The sequence below is a fragment of the Saprospiraceae bacterium genome, from assembly GCA_016710235.1.
In the GTDB taxonomy this organism is placed as follows: domain Bacteria; phylum Bacteroidota; class Bacteroidia; order Chitinophagales; family Saprospiraceae; genus Vicinibacter.
This window is the reverse complement of the sequence record JADJLG010000001.1, coordinates 3,335,220-3,348,562: the sequence shown is the minus strand read 5'-3', so window position 1 is coordinate 3,348,562 and position 13,343 is coordinate 3,335,220. Positions and strand designations below refer to the sequence as shown.

Annotated in this window: 10 protein-coding genes and 2 tRNA genes; 6 read left to right on the top strand and 6 right to left on the bottom strand. The window is 38.4% G+C overall.

All coding sequences use genetic code 11. The features are described 5' to 3' along the window. Positions 1-52: 52 nt before the first annotated feature. Together IPI99_13335 and IPI99_13330 are read left to right on the top strand one after the other, a co-directional pair. The gene (locus IPI99_13335; GenBank protein MBK7341492.1) at positions 53-1,006 is read left to right on the top strand and encodes an acetyl-CoA carboxylase carboxyltransferase subunit alpha; all 954 of its coding nucleotides are present in this window, start codon (positions 53-55) and stop codon (positions 1,004-1,006) included. Positions 1,007-1,022: 16 nt separating this feature from the next. Continuing rightward, on the top strand, positions 1,023-1,913 hold the full coding sequence (locus IPI99_13330; GenBank protein MBK7341491.1) for a 4-hydroxy-tetrahydrodipicolinate synthase: 891 nt from the start codon (positions 1,023-1,025) through the stop codon (positions 1,911-1,913). Between the two features lie 266 nt (positions 1,914-2,179). Here IPI99_13330 and IPI99_13325 read toward each other — a convergent pair. The 6 genes from IPI99_13325 to IPI99_13300 form a co-directional block, all read right to left on the bottom strand. Continuing rightward, positions 2,180-2,254 (bottom strand) — tRNA-Pro (locus IPI99_13325). 87 nt (positions 2,255-2,341) lie between these two features. After that, positions 2,342-2,431, bottom strand: a tRNA-Ser gene (locus tag IPI99_13320). A gap of 88 nt (positions 2,432-2,519) precedes the next feature. Continuing rightward, positions 2,520-3,962 (bottom strand): chromosomal replication initiator protein DnaA, encoded by a 1,443-nt coding sequence (gene dnaA, locus IPI99_13315; GenBank protein ID MBK7341490.1) that lies wholly within the window; start codon positions 3,960-3,962, stop codon positions 2,520-2,522. A 185-nt stretch (positions 3,963-4,147) separates the two neighbouring features. Beyond that, positions 4,148-4,879: a menaquinone biosynthesis protein gene (locus IPI99_13310; protein MBK7341489.1), complete on the bottom strand. Its 732-nt coding sequence runs from the start codon at positions 4,877-4,879 to the stop codon at positions 4,148-4,150. Beyond that, positions 4,872-5,483 carry a histidine phosphatase family protein gene (locus IPI99_13305; GenBank protein MBK7341488.1) on the bottom strand — a complete coding sequence of 204 codons (612 nt, stop codon included), beginning with the start codon at positions 5,481-5,483 and terminating at the stop codon, positions 4,872-4,874. The genes IPI99_13310 and IPI99_13305 overlap by 8 nt, the downstream gene beginning before the upstream one ends. A gap of 4 nt (positions 5,484-5,487) precedes the next feature. After that, positions 5,488-6,684: a CofH family radical SAM protein gene (locus IPI99_13300; protein MBK7341487.1), complete on the bottom strand. Its 1,197-nt coding sequence runs from the start codon at positions 6,682-6,684 to the stop codon at positions 5,488-5,490. Positions 6,685-6,755: 71 nt separating this feature from the next. Between IPI99_13300 and IPI99_13295 the strand changes: the two genes are divergently transcribed. The 4 genes from IPI99_13295 to IPI99_13280 all read left to right on the top strand — a co-directional run bounded on the left by IPI99_13295 (position 6,756) and on the right by IPI99_13280 (position 13,328). Then, a complete protein-coding gene (locus IPI99_13295; protein ID MBK7341486.1) occupies positions 6,756-7,664 on the top strand; it encodes a glycosyltransferase family 2 protein in 909 nt (302 codons plus the stop codon). 177 nt (positions 7,665-7,841) lie between these two features. Then, the gene (locus IPI99_13290) at positions 7,842-10,658 is read left to right on the top strand and encodes a TonB-dependent receptor (protein ID MBK7341485.1); all 2,817 of its coding nucleotides are present in this window, start codon (positions 7,842-7,844) and stop codon (positions 10,656-10,658) included. Between the two features lie 27 nt (positions 10,659-10,685). Then, positions 10,686-12,254 carry a T9SS type A sorting domain-containing protein gene (locus IPI99_13285; GenBank protein ID MBK7341484.1) on the top strand — a complete coding sequence of 523 codons (1,569 nt, stop codon included), beginning with the start codon at positions 10,686-10,688 and terminating at the stop codon, positions 12,252-12,254. A 90-nt stretch (positions 12,255-12,344) separates the two neighbouring features. Continuing rightward, positions 12,345-13,328: an aldo/keto reductase gene (locus IPI99_13280; protein MBK7341483.1), complete on the top strand. Its 984-nt coding sequence runs from the start codon at positions 12,345-12,347 to the stop codon at positions 13,326-13,328. Positions 13,329-13,343 lie beyond the last annotated feature (15 nt).

Genomic DNA, 13,343 nt, shown 5'->3' with positions numbered 1-13,343 from the left:
TGTTTTGATAAACCCATTTTCTAACGGCATTAGGCCATAATTGATTGGTTTTATGATATTTATGGAATTTGAAAAGCCTCTTGAAGTGCTCTATGAGCAGCTGGAAAAGCTGAAAAAACTCTCTGAGGAAGGACAGCTAGATCTAACTGAGAAAATTACTGAGCTGGAAGGGCGGATCAAAACCAAAAGGAAGGAAATCTACAGCAATCTGAGTGGATGGCAAAAAGTTCAGTTGTCAAGACATCCTGAACGACCTTATACAATGTATTATATCAGTCAGATTTGCAAGAAATTTATTGAATTACATGGTGACAGGTACGTCAAAGATGATCATGCAATAGTTGGGGGTGTAGGGTTTATTGATTCCCAACCCGTGGTCGTCATTGGACACCAGAAAGGCAATTCTACAAAACAAAGACAGTTTCGAAATTTTGGGATGGCTAATCCTGATGGCTATCGAAAAGCATTGCGCTTGATGAAGCTTGCAGAAAAATTCAATTATCCTGTTGTTACTTTTATAGATACTCCCGGAGCTTATCCCGGGATTGAAGCAGAAGAAAGAGGTCAGGCTGAAGCTATTGCCAGGAATTTATTTGAGATGTCGCAATTGAAAGTGCCGATCCTTTGTTATATTATCGGTGAAGGAGCATCAGGTGGAGCCTTAGGAATCGGAGTTGGAGACAGAGTGTTTATGCTTGAAAATACGTGGTATTCTGTGATTTCACCTGAAAGTTGTTCTTCAATTTTGTGGAGGAGTTGGGATTTTAAAGAGAAAGCAGCAGAAGCACTCAAGCTGACAGCTGATCACATGGAGGGTTTTGGCCTGATAGATGGTATTGTTAAAGAACCTTTAGGCGGCGCTCACAATGATCCTGAAACAATGGCTCGAACTATAAAAAAGCATATAAAAGTGCATTTAGATGATTTATTACCTATCGAACCCCTACAGAGAGTGACAAACAGAATTTTGAAATACGAACAAATGGGCAGATTCAAAGAAGCCTGATATTTTATTAAAATTTATGGCAGATTTACAATTTTTAAAAGGTACCGGTGTTGCTTTAGTCACCCCTTTCGATCGCAATGGAAAAATCGATTTTCAAGCTCTGGGAAGAATTATTGAACACACCATTACAGGTGGAGTGGAATACTTAGTGACTTTAGGAACAACCGGAGAGAGTGTCACACTTAGTCAGGAAGAAAAGGATCAAGTGGTGAGATTTACAGTTCAACAGGTAGCGGCTAGGGTTCCGGTTGTGATCGGCATAGGAGGGAATAATACGGCAGAACTATTGGCAGAAATGAAAGCATTGGACACATCCGGATTGACTGCTATCTTGTCTAGCAGCCCTGCTTACAACAAACCTTCACAAGAAGGAATTTTTAGGCATTATATGGCACTTGCCGAACAAAGTCCAATGCCTATTATCATTTATAATGTACCTGGAAGGACCAGCTCAAATCTAACAGCTGATACCACATTACGTTTGGCACACGCTTCCCCGATTTTTTGCGGTATCAAAGAAGCTTCAGGTGATCTGGTTCAGGCTTCAAAAATAATTAAGCACAAACCCTCACATTTTCATGTAATTTCAGGTGATGACCCGCTGGCACTTGGGTTGGTAGCTATTGGAGGAGATGGGGTTATAAGTGTTATTGCAAATGCTTATCCAAGACAGTTTTCAGATTTAATTCGATCAGCTCTTGCGGGAAACTACACTACAGCTGCAAAAATAAATCTAAACCTTATGGACGTGCATCAGTGGCTTTATGTCGACGGTAATCCCGCAGGTATAAAAGCAGCATTACACTTTCTGGGGCTCTGTGACAATTATCTTCGGCTCCCATTGGTGCCGGTTTCTTCAACTACAAATTCTAAGTTGATCTCTGAATTACAAAAATTGAATTCATAACATAGTCCGGACTCATTAGTCAAGAAAAGTAGTCTGTTCAGACGGTATTAAATTTCAATTGGCACGGCTTATTTTAATTTTCGGTAAGATCTAAGTATATACTTCTTAGCGGAATATGCACTATTTCAATTCGATTGGGTAAGTTGGATGGTTAATCCAGAATTTTAATTTTATGCTTGTTGAAGGAAAATTTAATTCACCCAATAACAGATACAAAATTTGGGTAAAATAAAAAAGGAGCATCTTATGATACTCCTCTTTTTGAGTCGGGGCGGAGGGATTCGAACTCTCGACCCCCTGCTCCCAAAGCAGGTGCGCTAACCGGACTGCGCTACGCCCCGAAAAAATTTGGTATTGCAATGAAGCTATTACCATTTCAGAAGGTTTATAGTGGGTATTGACCCTTCTGATTATTTATGATCTGTAAGCGGTGAAGGAGGGATTTGAACCCTCGGTACACCTTAACAGCGTACGGCGGTTTAGCAAACCGCTGGTTTCAGCCACTCACCCACCTCACCTCGATGATCGGTTGAATGCCTGATAATTTGCTTTCCACCCATCATTTGCTTTTACTCTTCAGCAAAAGTGACCGCAAAATTATAAAAACTATTTTACTCTCAAAGATTTTACAATTTTCTTTTCAATTTCTTGAGCAAGGCTCTTTAAAAGCGGATCTGTCACAAGCATATTTTCTACAGATTTGCAAGCGTGGATTACCGTACTATGGTCTTTTCCACCAAAATAATCCCCGATAGCTTTCAGGCTGACATTGGCCACATATTTTCGGCAAAAATACATAGCGAGATGCCTGGATTGGACAATTTTACCTTTTCTGGACCTGCTCATCAACAGTTCCGGATTGATTTTTTGAGTCTCACAAATGATTTTGATGATATCCTCCATGCTGATACCTTGGATAATTTGAGTACAATACTCTTGTAAAATTTCTTCAGCAAGGGGAATGTCTATCGCTCTTTTGTTTAGACTGGATTGGGCAATAAGACTGATAAGCATACCTTCAATTTCTCTGATATTCGTTTTTACGTTTTGGCACAAGTAATCCCTCACATTTTCAGGCAATTGAATATTGAGTTTTTCCATTTTTGAGAGCAGAATAGCCATTCTCGTTTCATAATCAGGACTGCCTAACTCTATGGTGAGTCCCCATTTGAACCTGCTAATTAACCGGTCTTCTATCTCATTGAGATCTTTTGGCGATTTATCAGAAGTCATGACGATTTGCTTGCCCTGCTGTTGCAAATGATTGAAAAGATGGAAAAAAACTTCCTGAGTTCCAGTTTTGCCCGCAAAGAAATGTATATCGTCAATCAATAATGCATCTACATTATTGAAATAATGAGCAAATTCATTTGCAGCATTATTTTTTACAGCCAAGATAAATTGATTGGTAAATTTATCTGTACTGATGTATACAACCTTAAAATCTGGAAAATTCTTGAGTAATCCATTCCCAATAGCATGAGCCAAATGGGTTTTACCTAGACCTGTGTCCCCATATGCTATCAGAGGATTGAACAGCTTTCCAGGATTCTTGGTGATATTGATACCCGCCTGTCTGGCCACCCGATTACAATCACCTTCAATAAAATTATCGAAAGTATAATTTTCATTCAGGTTTGAGTCGATTTTATAATCTCTAATACCGGGGATTACAAACGGGTTGTAAGCACTCAACGGTATTTTTTCAAGATTTTGGCTGTTGTTTTTAATGGTGGAAGAGGCATTATTTTGTTTAATACCCTGCATGACCAACTTATATTCCAATTTACCTGTTGGACCAAGCGCTTTTTTTATCCCCTTGCGCAAAAGATCCAGATAATTGCTTTCGAGTCTTTCATAAACAAACTGATTGGGGACTTCAATAGTGAGTGAGGTATTTTCTATTTTAATTGGTTTTATAGACGAAAACCAACGCGTAAATTCCGATTCTTCCAGTTGTAGCTTGACTTCTGCTAATATGCCATCCCACACCGCTTGAGGATCATGCGACGGGATTGGAGTTTTGATTTTTACAGGTTGATTGACCACAATTCAAATGAAAAGCTGGCACAAAAATCTTCATTTTAGATGAAACGAAAGACTTTTCTAAGCTTTTTTTCATTGGGCAACTAATTTATGACCAATTTATTATACATTAAATATAATTTATATATATAATTTCGCACCAGGGACTGTTTTTAGATATGCGAATTCGATTTAATGTGAGCTTACTATCAAAAGTAGAGCTGGGTTTGAATTTGATTCATTTTCAGAAATTGAAGGAGTGCTCTTTTTTTCAAATCATCTAAAGGAAAGGAAATCGAATGACCCAAATATTTCATCAGTGTTGAATGATCCAAATTGGTTTTGTAAGACCATTGATGTAGGTTTTGGATCCCATTGCTTAAAGCTTCATTGAAAACTTCCGAGAACTCAAGACTAACAGGTTGAAGAGAAGCCCAAACTGCAAAGACGAATGGCAAATTTGTAAAGTGCTTCCATTCACTCCCCAGATCCCACATAAACTTATACTTGTCCTCCAATTCAAATGTCCTGTCTCCAATTACAACTTCTGCATCAGCATCTGCATCAGTAAAAATTATATCTTTTTTCCAAAATTGCCGTACAATGATTTGTGCGAGAAGATTGGAAGTGCGGGAAGCGGCGTCAAGCTTAATGGATCGAATTTCGTCCAAATCTTTATTACTCCATATTCCAACGGTTTCGACAGCACCATCGCATCCTATGCAATAATCAGAAATGATATGAGCTTGTTCGAAGTCTGACAATGAACCAACAGGGATCAGTGCAATGCACGCTTCCTGTTGCAATAACATCTCTGCACAAAATGCCGGAGTTCCAGTGATTAACTTCATATCCTCGAATTGAGGGTGCTCTTGCAGTCCAAATAACATCGGTGCTGTATTGAGATATTGCACAGCTACAATTTGGGGAATTTCAATCATTCAGGTGACTTAAACTATGGTTGATCGTGCATTCCATTTGATTTCGATCACCTGAGAATAGATAAAGACCTGTATTCTTCTGTGCCAGATTTTCCATTTCCGAAAGTGGCAAGTTTTGCAGTATGCACGCAAAAACCCTGATGGTCCTACCATGTGTACAGATTAAAGTATGCCCTCCGGGATGATAATCCAGATCATCCAAAAAACTTTTACATCTGGCTTCCAATTCTTCTGCACTTTCGCCACCAATTGCTTTTGCAGTATAATCACCAGATTTCCAGGAGTTAATGACAGAAAAATACTTGCGCATGAATTCTTCTCCGCCTGATTTTCCTTCGTGTTCTCCCCATGAGATCTCGTTTAACCTCCGATCGGATTGTATTTTACCATGCGATTTTTCAAAAGATTGAATCGTCTGATAGGTTCTTTTCAGGGCTGAACAATACATCTTCTTGAAGCCAATATTTTTGTAATGTTCGTAAAATTTTTTTCCTTGGTTCAATCCATTTTCATTCAGTACTGAATCCACACCACAACCTTGAACTATTCTCTTGACGTTTTCGTCGGTTTCTCCATGTCTGATGAAGTACAAATTGTGTTTCATTCCTCTACTGTATAACATTTAGAGCTGTATAAGCTCTCACTCTTGGTTCTTCATCAAATTCCACATCTGAATAATTTTTGAGCTCATTATAAAGCGAATCACGTTCTATAGGCTGACGATCTATCTGGCGAATTAAATTTACAAGTTCGTAAGTGGTCATTATAGGCGATTTCTCTTCTGACCCTGCCAGACTGTATATCTTGGTGCTGTCGTCGATGGTTCCATCAATATCGTCAACGCCGAACTGTAAGGCTAGTTGAGCGTTACTCCTACCGATCATAGGCCAGTAAGACTTGATATGATCAAAGTTGTCCAGAAATATTCTGGAGATTGCATAGTTCCTTAAATCTTCAATTGTACTCACTTCAGGGAGGTGCGACATTTCGTTGTCTTTATTTCTGAATTTTAGAGGAATAAACGCCTGAAAACCGAGGGTCTCATCCTGAAGTATTCGCAATCTATTGAGATGGTCTACTCTATGTTCATAACTTTCGATATGTCCATAGAGAATTGTCGCATTACTCTTCATTCCCATATTGTGCCAGATCCTGTGGATCTCCAGCCATTGATCTGAAGAGCATTTGCCTCCTGCAATTTTTTCGCGGATCGTTTCATCAAAAATTTCTGCACCTCCTCCTGGCATGCTATCCAGACCGGATTCTTTCATGAGATGCATTCCATCTTGATAACTGAGTTTTCCTTTTTTAAATATATAATGATATTCAACAGGTGTCAACGCTTTAATATGTAAGTCAGGCCTGTGCAGTTTGATGGCTTTGAATAAATTCGTGTAAAAAGCTACATCATACTGAGGCAGCACTCCTCCTACAATGTGCACTTCAGTTACGGGAATTCCATCGTATGCTTTCACCTGCGACATGATATCTTCAAAACTGTATTCCCAGCCATCAATCCTATTTTTGATCAGTCGAGAGTACGAACAGAAACTACAAGAATATACACAAACATTGGTAGGTTCGATGTGAAAATTTTTATTGAAAAAAGTTTTAGCTCCATGCTTTCTTTCGCGAATGTCATTTGCTAGAGAACCTAACAATGACAATGATGCTCTCTGATACAGATAAAGACAGTCTTCGGTGTCGATCCTCTGATTTGTTTTTACTTTTTCAGCAATGGCATACAATCGTTTATCAGAGTGAGTTTGATGGAGGAAATCTGCGCTATAGTTCAATGAGGATATTTTTTATGCCTTTAAACAACCCTGAAGTCTTTCTGTTGATCGACCAGCTTGTTTTTTCGTAACTTTGTTAGATGGGATTGTCCATATTATTGCCAGTTTACCAGCGCAGTTTACATCCTTTGGTAGAAGAATTGACTCAATCTTGCAACCAAATACCAATTGGGGATTACGAAATTATTTGTTTGGATGATTTTTCAGACAAGGAATTTAAAATTGGGAATAAGGAAAATATTGATATCGATGATCGCATTTTTTACTACGAGAATGAAAGTAATTTAGGTAGATCAGTTACTAGAAATAAATTAGCTGCATTGGCACGATACGAAACTCTCTTGTACTTGGATTGCGATTCAAGGCTCCTTGATTTGAGTTTCATAAGCAACTATATCCATGCAAAAGCCCAATATCCGGATCGCGTTATTTATGGTGGTACCTCATATGGTAATGAACCTACAAAATCTTACTATTTACACTGGTTAACTGGTATTAAAAGTGAGGCACTTAATGAAGATGAACGAAACAAAGATGAATACCTTAGCTTTCATAGCAATAATTTTTTATGTGATCGCGAGATCATCTTGAAAATTCCATTTGATCCACAACTTATTGCGTATGGTCACGAAGATACACTCTGGGCAAATCAACTAAAGAAAGCCAATATTAGAATACAACATATACCAAATCCGGTAAAGCATGATGGTCTGGAAAATACAGAAATCTTTCTTTCTAAAACTAGAGAATCCGTCAAGCAACTTGTCATGCTTAATTCAGTGAAAAAGCAATTTTTAGGCAGCAAACTGGAAACTATCGGAAGTCGACTCAAATTGCTCCGAATGGACAAAGTTTACCTGTGGTTTTTTGGTTGTTTTGAAAGTAAAATTAATGATCGATTATTGAATAAAAGACCTTCAATTTACCTGTTCAAGTTATATAAATTAGCCTGGTTCATCCGATTTGAAAATCGCGAAAAAATGAACTAGTTTCTACCAAATAAAATACGGAAATTTCCAAAAATACCAAATGCAATACTAGGCTTTTACATGATAAAAGGGAAGTCCGATCACTGATCCGCAATTAATTTTATTGAAAAAAGGCGCAAATTCAGCAGAATACTTTACTTTGCGTTGCTGAATCAAACAAAACCAAGCTAAGAAATGATGAATAGGTATATATTATGTCATTTAGTAATATTTATATATTTCATATTCAGTTGTGGAATAGATCTTCAAGCACAATCTCATTTAAGAGGAACACTAAAGGATGCGATTACCGGTGAGCCTTTGATAGGAGCAACGGTTCTCGTCAAAGGTACTACTAACGGTACAGCTACAGATTATGAAGGAAATTTTATTTTGAACTTAAGCAGCACAGGGTCGCAGAAGATTGAATGCCGGTACAGTGGGTATAAAACGACAGAATTTACTATATCGGATTTGGGAAGATCACATCAGCTAACTCTGGAAGAGGAGACTGTGATGATCGAAGCCATCGAAGTGAAAGGTCAGCGCATTTCTGACAAACAGAAATCCTCTCCTCTTACTGTTGAATCAATGGATTTAATTGCTATAAAGGAAACGCCTTCTGCCAATTTTTATGATGGATTGGGTTCGCTAAAAGATGTGGATTTGACCACGGCTTCTCTTGGATTTACGGTGATTAATACACGCGGTTTCAATAGCACAAGTCCCGTGCGATCACTACAGATTATAGATGGAGTGGACAATCAGTCTCCGGGCTTGAACTTTTCTCTGGGAAATTTTCTGGGCGCTTCAGAATTGGATGTCAACAAAGTGGATCTAATAGTAGGTGCAAGTTCTGCATTCTATGGACCGAATGCATTTAATGGAGTAATCAGTATGGAAACCAAAAACCCATTTCTACACAAAGGTGTCAGCGTTAGTGTCAAATTGGGTGAGCGCAATTTGGTGGAGAACGCTGTTCGATGGGCTGATGTAAAGAAAAACAAATCAGGACATGATTTTTTCGGATACAAGCTGAATTTGTTCCATATGAGAGCTTATGACTGGGAAGCAGATAATTATGATCCGGTTTATGATACAAAAACTGATCGGAACAACCCCGGAGGTTACGATGCTGTGAATATATATGGCGATGAATATCAGAGTTCAAATGATTTGTCCAAGAGTGCTCCAGCCAATCCTGGAATTGGAATATTCCATCGCAAAGGATATAAAGAAACGGATCTGGTAGATTACCATTCTTATAACATTAAAGCAAATGCAGCTTTGCATTTTCGACTAAGACCATCTAAGGTTTTTGAATCACCTGAGTTGATATTTTCATCCAGTTTTGGTGGAGGATCAACAGTTTATCAAGGCGATAATCGTTATTCGCTCAAGAATATTTTATTTTTCCAACATAAGGCAGAATTGATCAAGAGAGACCATTGGTTTCTTCGTTTGTATGGTACACATGAAAATAGTGGAGATTCATATGATCCTTATTTTACAGCACTTAAACTACAAAGCAACGCCAAGTCAAATGATATATTTACAAAAAATTATATCAATTATTGGAATATCAATATTAAACCAAAAATACAATCCATCGAAGGATACCCGAAACCATCCAATTTTATAGGAAATCCTGAAGGATACAATAAAGCATTATCTGAATTTTTAGGTAAAATTCAGGATTCACTTTATCTGTGGCATTTCCTCACTCAAACATTCGCTAACATAGGCGATTCTATAATCAATACCGCGAGTTTTTATGAACCCGGATCAACAGAATTTAATAGTGCCTTTGAATCCATCACTTCGAAAATTGCTTATAGTGAAAACGGCACTAAATTTTACGATAGATCTGCTTTGGTTCATGGACAAGGGGAATATATATTTAAGGATCTTGTAGCCAATCAAATTTTGTCAGATTTTGATATAACAGTCGGCGGAAGTGCAAGAGTTTATTTTCCGGATTCTAAGGGTTCTATTTTGCTGGATACAGGAAATGCTGATATCCGCACTTACGAATATGGATTTTATGTAGGACCTACCCTTAGCTTTTTGCACAATAAGCTAAAATTCAACATTACGGCAAGACTGGACAAACACGAAAATTTTAATTTCTTAGTCTCACCTGCTGCATCAATCGTTTACAACCCTTCAGCAAATAATTATTTGCGCATTTCCTTTTCTTCTGCCATCAGAAATCCGACACTTACCGATCAATACTTGCATTACAATGTGGGAAGAGCGGTTCTATTGGGCAATATCAATGGAATTGATGACCTCATCACAGTTGAATCCTTTGTAGATTTTCTCAATACGGGAAGGAGAGATACTTTGGTTTATTTTTCCATTCCTGCAATACAGCCAGAAAAAGTAAAAACTATAGAAATAGGTTATAGGACTACTGTTTTGAAGAATTTGTTTGCTGACTTAGGTGCATATTATTCACGGTACAAAGACTTTATAGGTTATCAGCTAGGTATCGATGCTTTTATTCCTGTCGGGTCCGCTACTCCTACATCTGTGCAAGCATATCGTGTGAGTTCAAATGCAACTGATGTGGTTACTTCACAGGGTTTTTCAATAGGGCTTAATTATTATTTTAGAAAATTTTATGCATTAAAAGGAAATTATAGTTGGAATAAATTGGTTACTCAAACAGATGATCCGATCATCCCTGCATTTAATACCCCTGAACACAAGTATAATGTTGGAGTTAGCGGAAGAGATATATCCGTTTTTGGAATTCCCAATTTTGGATTTAATATCAATTACAAGTGGATCCAAGGATTCCTTTTTGAAGGCTCTCCACAATTTACCGGCTTTATTCCGACTTACAGTTTGACTGATGCACAGATCAATTGGTTGTGGAAGAAACAAAACACAACTTTAAAGCTTGGAGCATCTAACATTTTCAATCAAAAAAATTTCCAGACATATGTTAGATCTAAAGTAGGTAGATTGGCTTATATATCATTACTTTACGAATTAAAAAAATCTTGAATATTTGTTAACCATTAATATTAAAAAATGAAAAAAATTTACGCCATTGCTTTTTTATTATGTTCCTTCTTCCTCCAAGCGCAAAATCGCTACCTGGATGCGATGTTCGGGGTGAAAGTAACCCCTAATCTTGTGTATGGTAACAACATCACCGTATTAACTGCGAACGGTACTCCTGCACCTGAAGATCTTAAGTTCGATTTGTATGAACCAGAAGGGGATACAAGAACTGACCGACCCCTCGTATTAATTGCGCATACTGGAAGTTTTCTTCCACCACTTTACAATGGTCAGATTACCGGTAGTAGATCTGACTCCACTGTGACTGCCGCAGCCAAGTATCTAGCAGCACGAGGATTCGTTGTTGCAGCTTATACTTACAGATTGGGTTGGTTGCCTACTGCTCCTGATGTAAATGTGCGTACAAGTACATTGCTCCAGGCTGCGTATCGGGGTATCCAGGACACAAGAAGCTGTATTCGCTATTTTAAAAAATCGGTTGCTGAAGGAGGAAATGCTTTTGGTATTGACCCGAACAAGATTGCTGTGTATGGTGTAGGTACAGGTGGATATCTTTCTTTTGGAGCAGGGTCTTTGAACGATTTTAACGAAGTTGTATTGGATAAATTTATCAATAGTGTGGATTTGAAGCCTTATATCGACAGCACAATTTTTGGTAATATTTATGGTACTTCTCAGGCAGTTCTTTGTTTGCCGAACCATCCAGGTTACAGTTCAAATTTTCAGTTCGCATTTAATTTGGGTGGAGCACTAGGTGATTCCAGTTGGTTGGATGGTGAAGCAGTAGAACCGGCGTATTCAGGAATGCACTGTGTAAATGACTTTTTTGCACCATATTATGAAGGAGCTGTTATAGTACCAACCACTAGAGAATTTGTTGTAAACGTCATAGGAACCAGAAAAGCGATAGAGTTAGCCAATAAACTAGGTTCGAATGCAGTATTAAATACAATCCCTGATGGTAAGGATCCTCTTGAAGCACAAATTGAAGTTCAGAAAGCTACTAATATCCTGATTCCATTGACTGGACAAAGGATACAAATGGGCGATGATCATTTTTATGGCTTAAATTTACCTCCTTTCCAAGGTTCACCTTGGGACTGGTGGGATTTGCCAACGCTTAGAAATGTTGTGGCATTTGTAAATCAAACAAGAGGTACTAATTTTAATGCAGATACATTGCACTTTAGCGGCCTTCAAACCAATCCTGACATGTCTCAGGCAAAAGGTAGAAGATACTTGGATACTGCTTTTGCGCTCTTCTTGCCAAGAGCTTGTGCTGCAATGGGTCTGGGTTGTACCTACGTGGACAATAAAGAAGTTTCTGCAGAACAAGTTGGTTTGAGTATTTCACCAAATCCAGCTGTTTCTTCAGTTTATTTCTCAGTAAAAAACCCTGAAGTTATTCAGTCTATCTATGTGTATGATATGCAGGGTCGGTTGGTGAAAGCCCATACTGATATTAATAATTCAGGATTTAACATGCCTCGCAACCAATTGGGTGCAGGTGTGTATTTGACCAGAATTCACCTCCAAGGCAAGACGATTTCAAAACAAATTGTGTTTGAAAATTAATTCTTAAACAAAATCTCAATATTGAAGAGGTTGTCTATAAACTTAGACAACCTCTTCTTGTTTTTGTACATAACCAAATAAATCATTGAAATGCTATATCGCAGACTCGGAAAATCGGGATTGCAGGTAAGTCTGCTCTCCTTTGGAAGCTGGGTAACTTTTGGAAACCAGATTGACGATACTACTTCTGAAGCCTTGATGAAAAAGGCATATGACAGCGGAGTTAATTTTTTTGACAATGCAGAAATATACGGAAGTGGTCAGTCAGAGGTGGTTATGGGCAGAATCCTGAAAAAAATGGCTTGGGATAGAACCAGTTACTTGGTTTCCTCGAAAGTTTTTTTTGGAAGGGGCGGCAAACTACCAAACCAAACCGGTTTGAGTAGAAAGCACGTCATTGAAGCTTGCAATGAAGCTTTGACAAGACTTCAAGTGGACTATCTGGATCTTTATTTTGCTCACAGACCAGACAAAAACACCCCTATTGAAGAAACGGTTTGGGCAATGAATACTCTCCTTCAACAAGGTAAAATATTGTATTGGGGCACATCCGAATGGTCTGCACAAGAAATTATGGAAGCTCACATGATTGCTCGAGAACTCAGATTGATCGCCCCTACAATGGATCAAGTCCAATATAATATGTTTTGTAGGCAAAAAGTGGAAGCAGATTACTTGCAAGTTTATAAAACGGTTGGGCTGGGAACCACGATTTGGTCCCCTTTGGCTAGTGGATTGTTGTCTGGCAGGTACTTGAATGAGGTTCCTCAAGATTCTAGACTTGCAAGACCGGAACTCAGCTGGCTTCGTGAAAAAACGCTTGTTAACGATCAAATGTCCAAGGTTGAACGTTTGAAAACACTCGCAGATCGCCTGGGTGTCAGTTTGGCTCCCTTTGCGATTGCATGGTGCGCACAAAATCCAAATGTAAGTACTGTAATATTAGGAGCATCCAGACTCAGCCAATTAGAAGAAAATCTTGGGGCCTTGGAAGTGCTGCCTTACTTCACTGAAGAACTCAATAAACAAGTAGAGAAGATACTCGAAAACAAACCTTTACTTCCACAATATTGATTTCAACTCACCACG